The 17,343-nt window shown below is 30.2% G+C and carries 18 protein-coding genes; 10 read left to right on the top strand and 8 right to left on the bottom strand.

Annotation, left to right across the window (positions count from 1 at the left end):
• Positions 1–10: 10 nt before the first annotated feature.
• Complete coding sequence (locus AC34EU_RS02110; RefSeq protein ID WP_487533738.1) at positions 11–601, bottom strand: riboflavin synthase; 591 nt, start codon at positions 599–601, stop codon at positions 11–13.
• A 65-nt stretch (positions 602–666) separates the two neighbouring features.
• Here AC34EU_RS02110 and pdxA point away from each other — a divergent pair, with 65 nt between their 5' ends.
• The 6 genes from pdxA to accC all read left to right on the top strand — a co-directional run bounded on the left by pdxA (position 667) and on the right by accC (position 5,415).
• Positions 667–1,662 (top strand): 4-hydroxythreonine-4-phosphate dehydrogenase PdxA, encoded by a 996-nt coding sequence (gene pdxA, locus AC34EU_RS02105; protein ID WP_487533739.1) that lies wholly within the window; start codon positions 667–669, stop codon positions 1,660–1,662.
• Positions 1,663–1,738: 76 nt separating this feature from the next.
• Positions 1,739–2,260: a YceD family protein gene (locus AC34EU_RS02100; RefSeq protein WP_487533740.1), complete on the top strand. Its 522-nt coding sequence runs from the start codon at positions 1,739–1,741 to the stop codon at positions 2,258–2,260.
• A gap of 13 nt (positions 2,261–2,273) precedes the next feature.
• Positions 2,274–2,471: a 50S ribosomal protein L32 gene (gene rpmF, locus AC34EU_RS02095; protein WP_487533741.1), complete on the top strand. Its 198-nt coding sequence runs from the start codon at positions 2,274–2,276 to the stop codon at positions 2,469–2,471.
• 105 nt (positions 2,472–2,576) lie between these two features.
• Positions 2,577–3,587, top strand: a complete 1,011-nt coding sequence (locus AC34EU_RS02090; protein WP_489696015.1) for a beta-ketoacyl-ACP synthase III — start codon at positions 2,577–2,579, stop codon at positions 3,585–3,587.
• Positions 3,588–3,598: 11 nt separating this feature from the next.
• Positions 3,599–4,069, top strand: coding sequence for an acetyl-CoA carboxylase biotin carboxyl carrier protein (gene accB / locus AC34EU_RS02085; RefSeq protein ID WP_487533743.1), 471 nt, complete (start codon positions 3,599–3,601; stop codon positions 4,067–4,069).
• 11 nt (positions 4,070–4,080) lie between these two features.
• A complete protein-coding gene (gene accC / locus AC34EU_RS02080; protein WP_487533744.1) occupies positions 4,081–5,415 on the top strand; it encodes an acetyl-CoA carboxylase biotin carboxylase subunit in 1,335 nt (444 codons plus the stop codon).
• Here accC and AC34EU_RS02075 read toward each other — a convergent pair.
• Positions 5,407–6,396, bottom strand: a complete 990-nt coding sequence (locus AC34EU_RS02075) for an aspartate-semialdehyde dehydrogenase (RefSeq protein ID WP_487533745.1) — start codon at positions 6,394–6,396, stop codon at positions 5,407–5,409. The two genes, accC and AC34EU_RS02075, sit on opposite strands and share 9 nt — an antisense overlap.
• Positions 6,397–6,516: 120 nt before the next feature.
• Between AC34EU_RS02075 and AC34EU_RS02070 the strand changes: the two genes are divergently transcribed.
• The gene (locus tag AC34EU_RS02070) at positions 6,517–6,741 is read left to right on the top strand and encodes a hypothetical protein (protein WP_487533746.1); all 225 of its coding nucleotides are present in this window, start codon (positions 6,517–6,519) and stop codon (positions 6,739–6,741) included.
• 165 nt (positions 6,742–6,906) lie between these two features.
• Here the strand turns inward: AC34EU_RS02070 and alr are convergent, their stop codons facing one another.
• Both alr and AC34EU_RS02060 read right to left on the bottom strand, forming a co-directional pair.
• A complete protein-coding gene (alr, locus tag AC34EU_RS02065; protein ID WP_489696014.1) occupies positions 6,907–7,989 on the bottom strand; it encodes an alanine racemase in 1,083 nt (360 codons plus the stop codon).
• Positions 7,986–8,594, bottom strand: coding sequence for a thymidine kinase (locus AC34EU_RS02060; RefSeq protein ID WP_487533748.1), 609 nt, complete (start codon positions 8,592–8,594; stop codon positions 7,986–7,988). Before AC34EU_RS02060 ends, alr begins: the two co-directional genes overlap by 4 nt.
• 69 nt (positions 8,595–8,663) lie before the next feature.
• On the opposite strand from AC34EU_RS02060, the gene AC34EU_RS02055 reads away from it, so the two are divergent.
• Genes AC34EU_RS02055 through recJ form a run of 3 tightly spaced genes read left to right on the top strand, consistent with a single transcriptional unit; the run spans position 8,664 to position 11,680 of the window.
• The gene (locus AC34EU_RS02055) at positions 8,664–9,290 is read left to right on the top strand and encodes a DUF8457 domain-containing protein (protein WP_487533749.1); all 627 of its coding nucleotides are present in this window, start codon (positions 8,664–8,666) and stop codon (positions 9,288–9,290) included.
• A 14-nt stretch (positions 9,291–9,304) separates the two neighbouring features.
• The gene (gene rsmI / locus AC34EU_RS02050; protein WP_487533750.1) at positions 9,305–9,979 is read left to right on the top strand and encodes a 16S rRNA (cytidine(1402)-2'-O)-methyltransferase; all 675 of its coding nucleotides are present in this window, start codon (positions 9,305–9,307) and stop codon (positions 9,977–9,979) included.
• Between the two features lie 3 nt (positions 9,980–9,982).
• On the top strand, positions 9,983–11,680 hold the full coding sequence (recJ, locus tag AC34EU_RS02045) for a single-stranded-DNA-specific exonuclease RecJ (RefSeq protein WP_487533751.1): 1,698 nt from the start codon (positions 9,983–9,985) through the stop codon (positions 11,678–11,680).
• 10 nt (positions 11,681–11,690) lie between these two features.
• Here recJ and pgi read toward each other — a convergent pair whose 3' ends face one another.
• The 4 genes from pgi to uvrC form a co-directional block, all read right to left on the bottom strand.
• A complete protein-coding gene (gene pgi, locus AC34EU_RS02040) occupies positions 11,691–13,307 on the bottom strand; it encodes a glucose-6-phosphate isomerase (protein WP_487533752.1) in 1,617 nt (538 codons plus the stop codon).
• Complete coding sequence (locus AC34EU_RS02035; RefSeq protein WP_487533753.1) at positions 13,291–14,586, bottom strand: peptidoglycan DD-metalloendopeptidase family protein; 1,296 nt, start codon at positions 14,584–14,586, stop codon at positions 13,291–13,293. Before AC34EU_RS02035 ends, pgi begins: the two co-directional genes overlap by 17 nt.
• Before the next feature lie 75 nt (positions 14,587–14,661).
• Positions 14,662–15,480 (bottom strand): DUF3108 domain-containing protein, encoded by an 819-nt coding sequence (locus tag AC34EU_RS02030; RefSeq protein ID WP_489696013.1) that lies wholly within the window; start codon positions 15,478–15,480, stop codon positions 14,662–14,664.
• A 52-nt stretch (positions 15,481–15,532) separates the two neighbouring features.
• Positions 15,533–17,275, bottom strand: coding sequence for an excinuclease ABC subunit UvrC (gene uvrC / locus AC34EU_RS02025; RefSeq protein ID WP_487533755.1), 1,743 nt, complete (start codon positions 17,273–17,275; stop codon positions 15,533–15,535).
• Between the last annotated feature and the right edge of the window lie 68 nt (positions 17,276–17,343).

Here is a 17,343-nt window from a genome sequence, read left to right as displayed (position 1 = left end):
ACGGATATTTTTATTTATACAAATCAAGTATTTTCGCAATATACTTGCCTAAAACATCAAACTCTAAGTTAACAATTTCTCCTTTAACTAGCTTATGAAAGTTTGTGTTTTGATAAGTATATGGAATAATTGCAACTGAAAAACTGTTTTTATTAGAATTTATAACCGTTAAACTAACACCATTGACCGTTATAGATCCTTTTTCAATTGTAATATTTTTTTGATCAGAATCAAATTCAAAACTAAAGACCCAACTTCCATCATGATTTTCTATTGAAGTGCAGGTACCAGTCTGATCAACATGCCCTTGAACAATGTGTCCATCAAGCCTACCGTTCATTTTCATTGAACGTTCAAGATTTACAAAGTCTCCTGCTTTTAAGTTTTTCAAATTAGTTTTAAGTATCGTTTCATTTATAGCAGTAACGGAATAACTATTTTCAGAAACGTTAACTATCGTTAAACACACTCCATTATGGGAAAGACTTTGATCAATTTCTAATTCATTTGCTAATGAGCTTTTAACATTAAAATTAATATTTGTTTCACTTTTGTTAACTGATTTTATCTCACCAAGACTCTCTATAATCCCTGTAAACATGACGATTAAATTTATTTACCTTTGAGGGTAAAAATAGTTAATTCAAAGAGAACTAAAAACAGTCAATGGATAAAATAAAAACAGGTTTATCAATTGGAGATCCAAACGGAGTTGGGCTGGAGATAATTCTTTCAGTATTTGAAGACAAAAGTTTGTATGAATTTATAATCCCGATTCTTTATGCACCTAGAAGCATAGTTGACTTTCAAATTGAACATTTTAATAAAGAAATCAAATCAAATTATATTAATAATACTCAAGACATAAAAGAAGAAGTTCTAAACGTAGTTGAAACTTCTCAATATGATTATAAGGTTAATTTTGGATTTCAATGTAAAAAAGCTGGCGCTGTTTCAGTTGAGTCTTTAACTAGATGTATAAAAGCAATTAAAGGGGGAGTTATAGACACCCTAGTTACTGCCCCCATAAATAAAAAATCTATCCAGTCAGAAAATTTTAAATTTCCTGGTCATACTGATTATTTAAATGAAAATTTTAAAGGAAATTCATTAATGTTCATGGTTGCTAATGATCTAAGAGTTGCACTTGTCACCGATCATATTCCAATAAATAAAGTTTCTGCAATGATTTCGAGAGAACATCTAATTTCTAAAACTAATCAAGTTTTATTAAGTTTAAAAGATGATTTTGGAATTCTAAAACCTAAAATCGCATTTTTAGGCTTGAACCCTCATAGTGGAGATGGGGGAGTTATTGGCAATGAAGATGATTGCATCATCAAACCCACTATTTCTGAAATTAATAAAAATCAAACCAAAGCATATGGGCCATTTGCCTCAGACAGCTTCTTTGCCTCTGAAAAACATAAAGAATATGACGCTATTATTGCAATGTATCATGACCAAGGCCTTATCCCTTTCAAAATGTTATCCTTTGGAAATGGAGTGAATTTTACAGCAGGTCTAAATTTAATTCGAACATCTCCAGACCATGGAACAGCGTTTGATATTGCCGGAAAAGGAATTGCAAACCCAAACTCTTTTAAAGCAGCAATATTAGAATCCATTAGAATTTTTAAATATAGACACCAATTAAAGTGATTTAATCTAATAAATAAAACAAAAGTCAAGTTTGTAAAAAAAAAATTCTAAATTTGCGAGCTTAAATGTTAATATAATGGGTGGTTTAAATCCTTTTGTAATTAAATTTGCGGGTTTAAAAGAAGGAAGTCACAAATTTAATTTTAAGATTGACACTAAGTTCTTTGAAGGTTTTGATTATTTTGATTTTAAAAGCGCTGAGTTAGAAACTAAACTTGAACTTGAAAAACAAGAAACAATTCTAAACTTGATGTTTAAAACAAAAGGTGACATTTTAGTTCCATGTGATTTATCCATGGAAAATTTTAAAATGCCTGTTTTAACTAATTTTAGTTTAACTATTAAATTTGGAGAAATATATTGTGATGAAAGTGATGAAATTTTAATTTTACCTCATGGCAGTCATCAAATAGACATCTCTCAATACATATATGAAATGGTTGTTCTTTCAGTTCCACTTAAAAAAATCCATCCTGGAATAAAAGATGGATCGTTAAATTCAGATATCTTAGAAAGATTAAAGTTATTACAGCCCAAAGAAAAAGAGACACCATCGGAATATGATTCTCGATGGGACAAATTGAAAGATTTATTATAAAAACTAGCATAAAATGGCGCATCCTAAAAGAAAAATATCAAAAACAAGAAGAGACAAACGACGCACACACTACAAAGCTTCAGACAAGCAAATAGCCACCTGTAAAACCACAGGAGAAAATCATCTGTACCATCGTGCTCACTGGCATGAAGGAAAACTATATTATAGAGGAAAGGTGTTAGTAGACAATACTGAATCTGCAGAAGCTTAGAAGTTTTTTCCATAATTATTATCTTTATCACTAGAGTTTTTTCGATATTTTTTTAATAAAAAAAATCATACCTTCACTCAATACTCAAGCTAGAATAGCCGCCGAATGACGAAATCAAACACAACCATAAGTGCTTCTATAACAGCTATAGGAGGATATGTTCCAGAGGATCGACTTACAAATAAAGATCTGGAGTTAATTGTTGAAACAAACGATGACTGGATTCAAAGCAGAACAGGAATAAAAGAAAGAAGAATTCTTAAAGACCCTAAAAAAGCAACCTCCTTTCTAGCGATTCAGGCCTCCAAAAACCTTATTTCAAAAAATAATATTGACCCTTTAACCATTGACATGGTTATAGTTGCTACCACAACTCCTGATATGCAAATTGCTGCTACCGCAGCATATGTTGCAACTCAAATAGGGAGTAATAATGCGTTTGGGTACGATCTTCAAGCTGCTTGTTCCGGATTTTTATACGCAATGTCAATGGCTGCAGGTAAAGTAGAATCAGGACGATACAAAAAGGTTCTTGTGATTGGTGCAGACAAGATGTCTTCTGTGATTGACTATAAGGATAGAAGTACTTGCATCTTATTTGGGGACGGAGCTGGAGCTGTTTTATTTGAGCCAAACAATGAAGGATTAGGTTGGCAAGATGAGTATTTCAAAAGTGATGGTGCTGGAAGAGATGCGCTATGTGTTAAAGCTGGCGGGTCCTTATTTCCAGCAAGTTCAACAACAATTCTGAATGGAGATCATTATCTTCGTCAAGATGGAGGTAAAGTATTTAAATCAGCAGTGTCTGCTATGTCAGAGGCAAGTAACACAATATTAGAAAGAAATAATATGACAGGAGATGAAGTTGATTACCTGTTAGCACACCAAGCAAATGAGAGAATTATAGAGGCAATCTCAAAAAGAATGAAATTAAACTCAAACAAAGTACTTAAAAATATTGCCAAATATGGCAACACAACTGCTGCAACTATTCCTCTTTTACTATATGATTTTCAAAACCAATTTAAAAAAGGAGACAAAATTATTTTTGCCGCCTTTGGTGGTGGATATACTTGGGGAGCAGCATACTATAAATGGAATAAATTAGTAAAATAATAAATTTAAATATGGATATTAAAGAAATTCAGAATCTAATCAAATTTGTAGCGAAGTCAGGAGCTTATGAAGTTGAAATTGAGAAGAAAGATTTTAAGATCACAATAAAAACTTCTAGTAATTCATCAACTACAATTAAATCATTACCTGTTGCACAAACTCTTTCAAATGAGCAAAATAGTCATGTTATTTCTAATCAAGAGGACAATAACGATTACCAAACAGAAAATGAAGATGATAAATACACTGTTATAAAATCTCCAATTATTGGAACTTTTTTCAGAAAATCAGGACCAGACAAGCCAGTTTTTCTTGACGTTGGAAGCGAGGTTAAAAAGGGAGAAACGATGTGTGTGATTGAGGCAATGAAGCTTTTCAATGAAATTGAATCAGAGATGAATTGTAAAATCATTAAAATTTTAGTAGAAGATGAAACTCCTGTAGAATTTGACCAACCACTTTTTTTAGTTGACCCTTCTTAACATTTAATAGAATGTTTAAAAAAATACTCATAGCGAATAGAGGAGAAATTGCAATGCGAATTATCCGAACCTGTAAAGAGATGGGGATAAAAACTGTAGCCGTTTACTCAACAGCAGATAAAGAAAGTTTACACGTTCGTTTTGCTGACGAAGCCGTATGTATTGGTCCGGCACAAAGCGCAGAATCTTATTTAAAACCCGCTAATATTATTGCAGCTGCAGAAATAACTAATGCAGATGCAATTCACCCTGGTTATGGTTTTTTATCTGAAAATGCAAAATTTTCAAAAATTTGTGAAGAGCATAATATTAAATTTATTGGAGCATCAGCTGAGATGATTGATCAAATGGGTGACAAGGCCTCTGCTAAGGAAACAATGAAAAAGGCTAAAGTTCCAACAATACCAGGCTCTGAGGGTTTGTTAGATTCATTAGAAGAAGCAAAAGCTCTTGCGAAAAAAATGGGCTATCCAGTTATGTTGAAAGCAACTGCAGGAGGAGGGGGTAAAGGAATGAGAGCAGTTTGGTCGTCTGATGAAATAGAAAAATCTTGGGAAAGTGCAAGAACAGAGTCTCTAGCTGCTTTTGGAAATGATTTTATGTATCTGGAAAAACTTATTGAGGATCCTCGTCATATAGAAATACAAATTGTAGGAGATTCATTCGGAAAGGCGTGTCATTTATCTGAGAGAGACTGTTCAATTCAAAGGAGGCATCAAAAATTAACAGAAGAGACTCCATCTCCATTTATGACTGAAAAACTCAGAAATTTAATGGGGAAAGCTGCAATTAAAGCAGCAGAGTTTATTAAATATGAAGGAGCAGGAACAGTTGAGTTTCTTGTAGATAAGAACAGAAATTTTTATTTTATGGAAATGAACACTCGGATTCAAGTTGAGCATCCAATAACGGAACAAGTAATTGATTTTGACTTAATCCGAGAACAAATAAAGGTTGCTTATGGAATTCCTATTTCTGGAAAAAACTATATTCCTAAAATGCATTCAATTGAATGTAGGATAAATGCTGAAGATCCAGAAAATGATTTTAGACCATGTCCTGGTAAAATAGAAACACTTCACTTTCCTGGTGGTCACGGAGTTAGAATTGACACTCATGTATATAGCGGTTACACAATACCTTCCTATTATGACTCAATGATTGCTAAATTAATTACAACAGCTCAGACTCGAGAAGAAGCGATTAATAAAATGAAAAGAGCGTTGGATGAATTTTTAATCGAAGGAATTAAAACTACAATTCCTTTCCACAGAAAATTAATGGATCATCCTGATTTTGTTTCAGGAAATTATACAACAAAGTTTATGGAAAATTATTTAGACTAGTTCTTTTTCAATTAAAAATTCTGCTATTTGTATAGAGTTTGTTGCAGCTCCCTTTCTTAAATTATCTGATACTATCCATAAATTAAATGAATTTGGTTTAGAAAAATCTTTTCGGATTCTTCCAACATAAACATTATCACTTCCTTCTGAGTTAATAGGCATTGGATAAGAATTATTTTCAGGACTATCTTTAATTACAAGCCCCTCACTATTATTCAGAACATTTTTAATTTCATCAACAGAAGCATTTTTTTTTAATGTAATATTAACTGACTCACTATGTCCACCAATAACAGGAATTCTAACGGCAGTTGCGGTAATACCTATTTTGTAATCATTTAATATTTTATGAGTTTCATTAACTAATTTCATTTCTTCTTTAGTGTATCCGTTCTCTTGAAAACTATCACAATGTGGAATAGCATTTTTATGAATGGGATGTGGATAAGCCATTTCCCCTTTTTCTCCATTGAGCTCATTTTCTAATTGCTGAACTGCCTTAACTCCAGTTCCTGTAATAGATTGGTATGTAGAAATAACCAACCTTTTAATGCCATAGTTGACATGAAGAGGAGCGATAGTTATAAGTAACTGAATTGTTGAACAGTTTGGATTTGATATTATTTTATCTTTAGAAGTAAGAATATTAGCATTTATTTCTGGAATAATTAGTTTTTTTGAAGGGTCCATTCTCCATGTTGAAGAATTATCAATAACAGTACATCCTTTTTCTGCAAACATAGGCGCCCATTTAAGAGAAGTTTCTCTACCAGCAGAAAATAACGCTATATTTGGAGCCAGATCAAGTGCTGATTTTAAAGAAATAACACTATGAGATTTATTATTATATATAATTTTTTTGCCTAAAGATTTTTCAGAGGCTACTAAAATTAAATCACTGTGGGGAAATTTTCTTTCTGATAAAACCTGGAGCATGACTTTTCCAACTAATCCTGTTGCTCCAACTATAGCTAGCTTCATATAAAAAATTATAACATCGAAATTACGTCAAAATAGTCTACATTAAAAATTACTTTATAGACGTAACAATTTAGTTGCCTGCAAGCATGAAAACAACAAACTGAATAATTGGATTTACAAATGATATTAAAACTATTAATAGGTTTCCTATGGTGGAAGAATTACTTTGATGTTAAAGGAAGACATATTGAAGGTTATCAAGCCCAAGGAAATGGAGGTCAAATGGTATTCGTATTACCAAATTTTGATATGATAGTCGTTTTTACAGCAGAAAATTATAGCAATCCTAGAATGATAAATGCATTTAAAATATTGAAACAAGATATTTTGCCCTCCTTATTCTAAAAAACATAAAGCCAATTTTGTTGTTAAAAAGCCAGCAGGCAACACCGTGTATAATAAATTGCTGGAAGGTGTTTAATGATTACCATTGAAAATCTGCTGAATTTCCTTTACGCTATTTCTTTTTGCTGTCTTAGTACCTACAGCAAATAACCATAAACGAATAGGTTATAAATAATTACGAATTATTCTGTTGCCAATACTGGATAACAATTCATACGAAATTGAACCTCCTGATTCAGCAAATTCATTGGCAGGATGAAACGCATTAAAAATTACAACTTCATCCCCCTCTGAACAATCTATATCTGATATATTTACCATGAACATATCCATACATATATTACCAATAATTGGAGCTCTTTTATTTTTAATCCAAACACAAGTATTAGTATTTCCAAAATACCTACCTATTCCATCTGCATGACCAATAGGTATTGTTGCAATTGTAGTTTTTTCTTTTGCAACCCACCCATTATTATAACCTACTATTTGATTTTTTTTTAATTGATGAATTTGAATAATTTTTGTTTTAAGTTCAGCTGCAGGCAAAAGATTTTTGTCCCATTCTAAATTATTTGTATATCCATATAAAGAAATACCCGCTCTTACCCAATCATATTTACACTCAGGATAGTTCTGAATACCAGAACTGTTTAGAAGATGATATTTTATATCAGGATTAATTTTCCCAAATTCATTTTTAACCTTCTCAAAAGCTGCGATTTGATTATTTGTAAAATCATTATCCCTACTCTCTTCACTTGAAGATAAGTGGGAGTAAACCGATTCTATTTTAAAACAAGATTTTATCATCTCATTTTTAACCCAGCTTATTTCTTCAAAATCAAAACCTAACCTGTTTAACCCGGTATTAAACTTAAGATGAATAGAGAAATTATTAAGTTTTTGTTTTTTTAAACTGAAAGATAAATTTTGCCAATTTTTTTTTGAATAAACGGCTGGTTCTAAGTTATATTTTATAATATCAGTAAAGTCAAATGGATCAGGATAGAAAACAATAATATTAGATTTAACACCACTTTCACGAAGTATTTTCCCTTCATTTGATGAGGCAACAGCAAGTTTTTTAACGCCTAAACTATTTAAATGTTTAGATACTTTAATAGCTCCATGACCATAAGCATTTGCTTTTACAACAGCAATTAATTCAACTTTAGGAGAGATCTTGGATCTTAAAAATTTTAAATTATGAGATATTCTTTCAAGATATATATTTAGAGTTGTCAATCTTTAGTTTTTTTATTAGTTCTTTCTTTCATTATATTAAAAAAAACCCTCCTACTTAATGCTTCATATTTTTCTTTCTCACCAATAACAATTAAGTCATCATCTTCTTTTTCTTCTTTTCTGTAGGTATATTGAGCAATATTTCCTGATTTACAGCAAATTGCATGTAATTTTGTTACATATTCAGCAATTGCCATTAAATTAGGCATTGATCCAAAAGGATTACCCTTGAAATCCATATCTAAACCAGCAATAATAATTCTAAAACCTTTGTTTGCAAGTTTATTACAAACTTCAACTATTCCTTTGTCAAAAAATTGAGCTTCATCAATTGCTATAACATTAAAACCTTTAGTATAGTTTTTAATTTGATGAGATGATTTAACCACAACCGCTTTTAATTGATTTTTATTATGAGAAACAATCATATTATTATCATATCGATTATCAGTAAAAGGCTTAAAAACTATTACTTTTAATTTTGCAGCATGAGCTCTTTTTATCCTTCGAATTAATTCCTCAGTTTTCCCTGAAAACATAGATCCACAGATAACCTCAATACTTCCAAATTGTTCAGATGAGTTTGCAGTGTTTTCTAAAAACATTTTGTAATTTTCAAATTAGGAGAATTTAACTTCTTATTAAAAAAACAAAGGTATTAAAAAACAAGACTGATGAAAGAATCATTACATGCAGAAATCACTTCCCTGGCAAATCAAATCTCCAAAATGGAGATTAATTCTTCATCAGATGAATATTTTAATTTAGTAATTCAACTTTTTGAAAAAATCATTGTATTTAAGAATATAAATCAAAAATCAAAGCTTGAGGATCAATTAGAAAAAAACAATCTTCATTTAATATCAGAGGAGGCCAATGAAAATAATTATTACAAGGACCATACGGTTGAGCCACTAATTGAAACAATTAAAGAAATGATTCCAGAAATGCCTGAGAATAATTTAACCTCAAACATTCTAAATGATCAATCAAATGATTTTTTATTTGAAAAAAAAACTTCTATCAATAGAATTGATAATCAAATATCACCTAAATTAAATGATAGGTTTGCTAAAATATTTAAAGTTGATGTAAATGATCGCTCAGCATTTATTCAAAAATTATTTGATGAAAAATCAGATGAGTATGAAAAAGTAATGAAAAAAATATCTAGTATCCAAGATTGGAAATCAATTCATGAATTTATACAAAATGGGGTTAAGCCTAATTATAATTCTTGGAAAGACAATTTACTTGTTGAAAAAAGATTTTTTACGATTTTAAAAAAACAATTCAACTAAAACAAATTTTATAAATGCCATTATATATTGTGCCTACACCGATTGGAAACTTAAAAGATATTACATATCGAGCAGTTGAAGTATTAAATAATGCAGATATAATTTTAGCCGAAGACACCAGAACGAGTTCAAAGCTTTTAAATCACTATTTGATTGATGGAAAACTTCAAAGTTTCCACATGCACAATGAACATAAAAAGCTAGTGAGCATTTTAAAACATTTAGAATCAGGAAGTTTAATTGCTATGATTTCAGATGCTGGAACTCCTGGAATTTCAGATCCAGGATTTCTGTTAGTAAGGGAATCAATAGCAAAAGGGATAGATGTTTTTTGCTTGCCAGGAGCTACTGCTTTAATCCCAGCACTTATTCAAAGCGGTTTTCCTTCGGATAGGTTTGTCTTTGAGGGATTCCTTCCAAATAAAAAAGGAAGACTTGCTAGACTAGAAATTTTAGCCAATGAAAAAAGAACAATAGTTTTATATGAATCTCCTCATAGAATTTTAAAAACTCTTAATCAGTTTCTTCTATATTTTAAAGAAGAAAGAAAAATCAGTGTAGTAAGAGAACTTTCCAAAAAGTTTGAAACACAATTTAGAGGTACAATTAGAGAGGCAATAGATTATTTTAGCGAAAACAAACCAAAAGGAGAGTTTGTGATTTCAATTTCCTCAGAATCAGATAAATAATTAATGGAAAAATTATGGAAATTATCAAATAACTCAGATCCCAAAATCATAAACACTTTAGGGCGTGAGCTAAATGTTTCTAATATTATAGCTGAACTTCTAGTTAAAAGAAATATTCACACATTCTTAGAAGCTAAAAAATTTTTTCGCCCAAAGCTAGAAGACTTAATAGATCCATTTTTAATGAAAGGCATGTATGAGGCGACTAATAAGATAAATGAAAGTTTAAAAAACGGTGAAAAAATTATGATTTATGGAGATTATGATGTTGACGGGACTACTTCTGTAGCATTACTTTACTCCTACTTAACAAAACAAAATTCTAACGCAATATACTACATACCAGACAGGTACAAAGAAGGTTATGGGCTATCTATTGCAGGGATTGAAAAGGCTAAAGAAGAAAAAGTTTCTTTAATTATAATTATTGATTGTGGAATCAAAGCTATTGATCAAATTGAATTAGCCAATTCATATCAAATAGATACAATTATTTGTGATCACCATAAGCCAGGAAAAATTTTACCAAAGGCAAAAGCAATATTAAATCCTAAACAGATTGATTGCAACTATCCCTATAAGGAATTATGTGGTTGCGGAATAGGGTTTAAATTAATTCAGGCAATTGAGCTACAAAAAAATCAAAAACTAGACTCTATATTAGAATATTTGGATTTAGTTGCAATAGCAATTTGTGCAGATATAGTTCCTATAACAGGAGAAAATAGGCTACTTACTTTTTTAGGGTTACAATTAATAAATAAAAATTTAAGACCTGGATTTTCCCGGTTCTTAAAAAACAAAAAAAAGAATATTAATGTATCAGATTTAATTTTCACTATCGCACCCAGAATCAATGCTGCAGGTAGAATGAATCACGGAAAACATGCAGTTGAATTACTAATATGTAAAGAGGAGAATGATATATCTTCAAAAGCACGAGCAATTGAACTATTAAATACGGAAAGAAAACTACTTGATGAAAAAATAACTAAAGAAGCAATAGAGCAAGTTGAGACCTTGTCAGAATTAAATAATTCAACAACTGTAGTTTTTAGACCAGACTGGCATAAGGGAGTAATTGGAATTGTAGCTTCAAGACTAATAGATCATTATTATAGACCCACTGTTGTCTTAACAAAATCAGGTGACGTCTATGCTGGTTCAGTAAGATCAGTGAGAGGTTTTGATGTTTATGAAGCGTTATTAGCGTGTTCTGACTCTATGATTCAATTTGGTGGACATAAATATGCAGCTGGTCTCACTCTTAGTCCATCTAAATACTCTGATTTCAAAATAGCTTTTGAAAGAGAAGTTTCAGACAGAATAGGGCCTGATCAAACTACTCCAAGTGTAATTTATGACATTGAAACCACTCTAGATAATTTTGATTTCTCTCTCTATAGAATCATTAATCAAATGGGACCATTTGGCCCTTTAAACAGACAACCTCTTTTTTATATAAAGAACTGTATTGATAATGGCTTTACAAAATTAGTTGGAGCTGAAAAAAATCACCTAAGTATAGGTATCAAAGATGAAACAGAAACTAATTTTTATGGAATTGGTTTTGAAATGGAAAAATATATTTCTAAAATTAAAATGAAGAATAAATTTTCAATCCTTGCACATCTTCAAAACAATGAATTTAGAGGAAATTCAAAGCTTCAATTATTAGTTAAAGATATTTATTTTGAATAATTCTCCACTATTATAAATCCTTATAAAGCTTAATTAATTGATTTGTAGATTTATCGTGGGTGTTATTTGTATTAGACTCAAAGTCTTCTAAAACTTTGTCAGCAAGTTTTTTACCTAGTTCAACACCCCATTGATCATAACTGTATATGTTCCATAAAACTCCTAGTGTAAATATTTTATGCTCATATATTGCTATTAGAGCTCCAAGATTATATGGATTTAGCTTTTCAATTAATATAGTATTACTAGGCTTATTTCCCTCAAAAGTTTTAAATGGAATTAGTTCATCAATCACATTTTCTTTATTTAAATCATTTTTACTTTTTCCAACCATTAAAGCTTCAGTTTGCGCAAAAAAGTTTGAAATTAATTTATCTTGATGATCAGTCTCACCATATAATGAGGTTTTAAAACCTATGAAATCAGCAGGAATAAGCTTAGTGCCTTGATGAATTAATTGGAAAAATGCATGTTGAGCATTAGTTCCAGTTGCTCCCCATATTAATGTACCGGTCTGATAAGTTATTAGATCTCCATTTCTATCAATGGACTTACCGTTACTTTCCATAGATGCTTGTTGAAGATAGGAAGGAAAGCTTTTCAAATATTCAGAATAAGGAATTATGGCCTCGCTTTCAGATTTATAAAAATTATTATACCAAATACTTATAAAGCTTAAAATAATAGGAATATTGTCCTCAATTGGTGCGTTTTTAAAATGCAAATCCATACTACCCGCTCCCTTAAGTAGTGCTTCAAAATTCTCATAACCAATAGACAGGCTAATTGAAAGTCCGACTGCGCTCCACAAAGAAAATCTTCCACCTACCCAATCTTTTATGGGAAAAACATTTTGTTGATCAATACCAAATTCTGATACTTCATCGAGATTAGTCGAAATAGCTATAAAATGTTTAGAAATTGAGCCTTGAGAAGTAGATTCTAAAAACCATTTTTTTACTGTATTAGCATTTGAAATAGTTTCCTGAGTTTTGAAAGTTTTTGAAACTATAACAAATAGCGTACTTTCAATAGGACATTTTTTTAAAACCTCTCTAACATGATCTCCCTCTATGTTTGAAATAAAGTAGGTATTAATATGATTTTTATAAAAACTAAGCGCTTCGACAACCATTGAAGGTCCAAGATCTGATCCTCCAATTCCAATGTTAACTACATGAGTTATAGGTTTTCCTGAAAAGCCCTTCCATTCACCACTAATAATTTTGTCTGAAAACTCTTTCATTTTATCCCTAACAACGCGAATGTCATGCATTATGTCCTTTCCGTCAAGTATAAAGGGTTCATTAGAAAAACTTCTTAATGCTGTATGTAAAACGGCTCTTTTCTCAGTTTTATTAATTTTTTCACCGCTAAAGTATGCTTTGATTTCTTCAGATAGATTAGCTTCAATAGCTAAATCTTTTAAAAGCATTAGACTTTTTTGATCAATTTTATTTTTCGAATAATCTATAAAAAAGTCTTCCCAAGAGCAACTCATTTCTTTGGCTCGAAGAATGTTTTTTTTAAAGTATTCATCAATACGAATATTTTTAGTGACTTTAAAATGTTCCTCCAGTTTTTTCCAGGCCTTTAACTTCAATGGATTTTTATTCGCTAACTTCATTGTTTTGAATTTCTTCGTTTTGATTGACTAAGTTTTTTAAAAATTCTGGCTCAAAAGGAACACAATCTAGATCAGTTTTAATAGGCCCCATGAGTGAGAAGTATTCTACTTTTAATTTTTTAGAAATAGGTTTAGCTTGAGGCAGTTTTTGTCTAAAAGGATCAACCTGCTTTCCTTTTTTCCAAAATCTATAACAAACGTGTGGCCCTGATGTATTTCCAGTCATTCCAACCCATCCTATTATATCACCTTGTTTTACGCTTTGCCCTTTTCGAACCTTTTTTTTCTTCATGTGTAAATATTGAGTAGTATATGTGTTATTGTGTTTTAAAGTAATATAATTACCATTACCTCTTGTATAGGATGCTTTAATTACTCTCCCAGATGCTGTTGCCATTATCGGAGTACCGACACCTGCTGCAAAATCAGTTCCTTTATGAGGTCGAATTCTATTTCCATAATATGCAATTCTTCTTTTAAGATTGTACCTAGAGGAAATTCTACTGAACTTAACTGGCGATTTTAAAAAGGCTCGTCTTAAGTTTTTGGCATTCTCATCAAAATAATCTATTATTCCTTTTTCACTATCTGATTCAAATTCAAAAGCATATAAACCTTTCCCTTTATGTACAAAATAAGCTGCTTTTATCTGACTTACTCCTAATGAAATTGAATCATCAACAAATCGTTCTGTATAAATCACTTTGAACTTATCCCCCTTTTGTAATCGAAAAAAATCAATAGTCCACGCATAAATATCGGACAAAAAATAGGTTAACTGATCATTAAGTCCGCTTTCTAACATTGTCTCATAAAGAGAGCTATTAATTACTCCGGAGCCTTGAAGAGTTACTATTTTTATGGGCTTTTTTATTGTTTCTCCGAAAATACTATCTCGTAATTGAATCTTCCAATATGATGCTACATCAGGCTCATATATAATAGCAATTGGAGACAATATGCTGTCCTTTGTGAAAAGTAACTTATATGGCTTTCCAATAACAAGTTTACGAGTATTTACTTGTTTTTTCGTTTTTTCTAATATTTTATAAACATCAGGATAATCAATGGAATTATTTTCTAAAATACTCCCAAATGTATCCCCTCTCTTTATTTTTTTCCCCACAACCTTAAATTTATTAAGATCATATCCAAAGCGAATATTTGAAGAGTATTTAATTTGAGTCAAATTTTGAACAAGAACTTTGTTTTTATTTGATTCACATCCTTGAGATAAAAGACTAATCGCTAAAGCAATAACAAATTTATTGAATTTCAAAAAGGTATTTTTATTAAAGGTCTTAAAAATGGAATAAAAAAGAAGAGTGTTAAACTTAAAGTTATCAAATTTTTGTCAATCAACTCTAATTTTAAATGGATGTTTAATATTTTTAAAGTTTTCCAAATCACATTTGATAGAACCAATCGCTATATCAGCCTGAACACGAATAGGTATTTTATTCAAGTCATTAGAAACCCATAATATTATGCTTTCCTTTTCTTTAAAGACCCTTCCTATTTGGACAACAGGAATAAACTTAAGACATTCAATTTCACCAAACTTAGTTTTAATATTTTCAATTCCTAAATATTTTAGCTTGAATTCAAAAGGCTCGTCATCAAAAAAAATATTGACTTTGAAGCTTTCGTTGGGGATAAGTTTTTCTGAAGGGATATGGTTTCTCAGATAATAGAAAGTTGAGACTACATCCTGAGTATTTAACTTTATATCATGTTTTGATTGCTTTTTGTTTTTTATATCATCAACATAAGCAAAACCATTTTTTTGATCAAAATCAATTACCTTATTCTTTGTGTAACCGCCTTCATCTATATTTCTAATAAAACGCAAGGGCTGAGTTTTTTCTTCATTGAAATAACTTTCATAATGATCTTCAACGCGGAAAAATAAACGAGCTAAACCTGAAGTTCTTCCATATCCCTTAGCATGAATTACAGGCTCTCCATTTATAGTATCACTACTAAGTGTTAATGAGGCATGACTCGCGCCAAACAAACCATAATGCAGCCTAAACTGAAGCCATTCACCATTTTTAAAAGCAGAACTATTCGATACTTTTTCTTCTTTTTGATTGATTTGACCCTTAATTTTAAGAGGGGCTATTATCAAACCAAAAAACATGATAAGTAAATATGTTTTTCTTAAAATCAAATAAATACTTTTTTAAACAAGTGTAAAAATAAACACATAATATTAAATTATATTATTTATTATTAACAGAATGTAAATTTTCATAAATATCTTTTGCTCTTGAAAGTCCTATTACCTTATTAAGTTCATCTTTTGAAGCCTTTTTTATATTCTTGAAGGACTTAAAAGTTTTAATAAGCTTTATTTGAGTTTTAGGTCCAACACCTTTAATATTGTCTAAAGATGTGCTTAGAGCTTTTTTACTTCTTTTATTCCTATGAAGCTTTATTCCAAATCTATGGGCTTCATTTCTTAACTGTTGAATAATCCTTAAAGTCTCTGATTTTTTATCCATATAAAGAGGCACTGGATCATCAGGGTAGAAAATTTCTTCTAATCTTTTAGCAATACCAATAACAGCTACTTTTCCTCTTAAGTTTAATTTATCAAGACTTTTTATTGCTGATGATAGTTGGCCTTTTCCTCCGTCTACAATTATTAATTGTGGTAAAGATGTTTTTTCTTTTTTTAGACGATCATACCTCCTAAATACTACTTCTTCCATGGAAGCAAAATCATCAGGTCCAGATACAGTTTTAATATTATAATGTCTATAATCTTTTTTTGAAGGTTTGCAATTTTTAAACACCACACAAGAAGCAACTGGATTAGTCCCTTGTAAGTTAGAATTATCAAAACATTCTATATGAACTGGACTTTCTTTTAATCTTAAATCTGATTTCATTTGTGAAAGTATTCTATTAGCATGTCTTTCAGGATCTAAGATTTTAATTTGTTTAAACCTTTCCATTCGGAATGATTTGGCATTTTTAAGAGACAGCTCTAGAAGCTTTTTTTTATCTCCTACTTTCGGTATAATACATTTTATTTTAGAACCCAAATTAAGATCAAACGGCAAAATTACTTCAATAGAATTTGACTTAAATCTTTGGCGTAATTCTATTAATGAAATTCTTAATATTTCATTATCAGACTCATTTAAGCTTTTTTTAATTTCAATTGTATAAGAGCTAATTATGGCCCCAAATGATATTTGCATAAAGTTAACATAAGCAAAACTATCATCAGAGTATATAGAGAAAACATCAACTTCTGATATGTTCGGATTTACAATTGTTGATTTAACTTGATAGTTATATAAAATTTCAAGTTTTTCTTTAATTTTTTGAGCCTTTTCAAATTTAGTTAAAACTGAAAGGCTATCCATTTCATTTTTAAAACGATCAATAGATGCTTTAAAGTTTCCTTTAATCATTAATTTTATATCGAATAATTTTTTTTCAATTTCACTGGAACTAATTTCTTCATTTTCCTTTTTTAATAAATGAATCAGTTCATGGTTTAAAAAAGGGTACACATCCTTAATTAGTTTTATTAAAAACTTCACACTTCTAACATTTGTAAATGGACCAAAATACTGTCCTTTATTTTTTTCAACTCTTCTAGTATAAAATATTTTTGGACTTGGATTTCTTTGAACACATATCCAGGGGTATGTTTTATCATCTTTTAAAAGAACATTGTATTTAGGCTTAAACTTTTTAATTAAATTATTCTCCAACAATAATGCATCCATCTCTGTCTCAACAACAATATTTTCAACTTTTATAATTTGCTTTACAAGGAGTTTTGTCCTGAAATGTGTATGGTTTTTCTTAAAATAAGACCCTACTCTTTTTTTTAAGTTTATCGCTTTTCCAATATAAATCACCTGACTTTCGTTGTTAAAGAACTTATAAATCCCTGGACTTTCCGGTAAAGTTTTTACTTGCAACTCTAGATTAGTAATCTTCATTACACTAAATTAATTCTTTTCTTTTTTAAAGTTATTATTTGTAACTCAATAAACCCTTAAATTTATAC

This window comes from Candidatus Marivariicella framensis (assembly GCF_982709265.1).
This window is presented reverse-complemented; position numbering and strand designations above follow the sequence as displayed.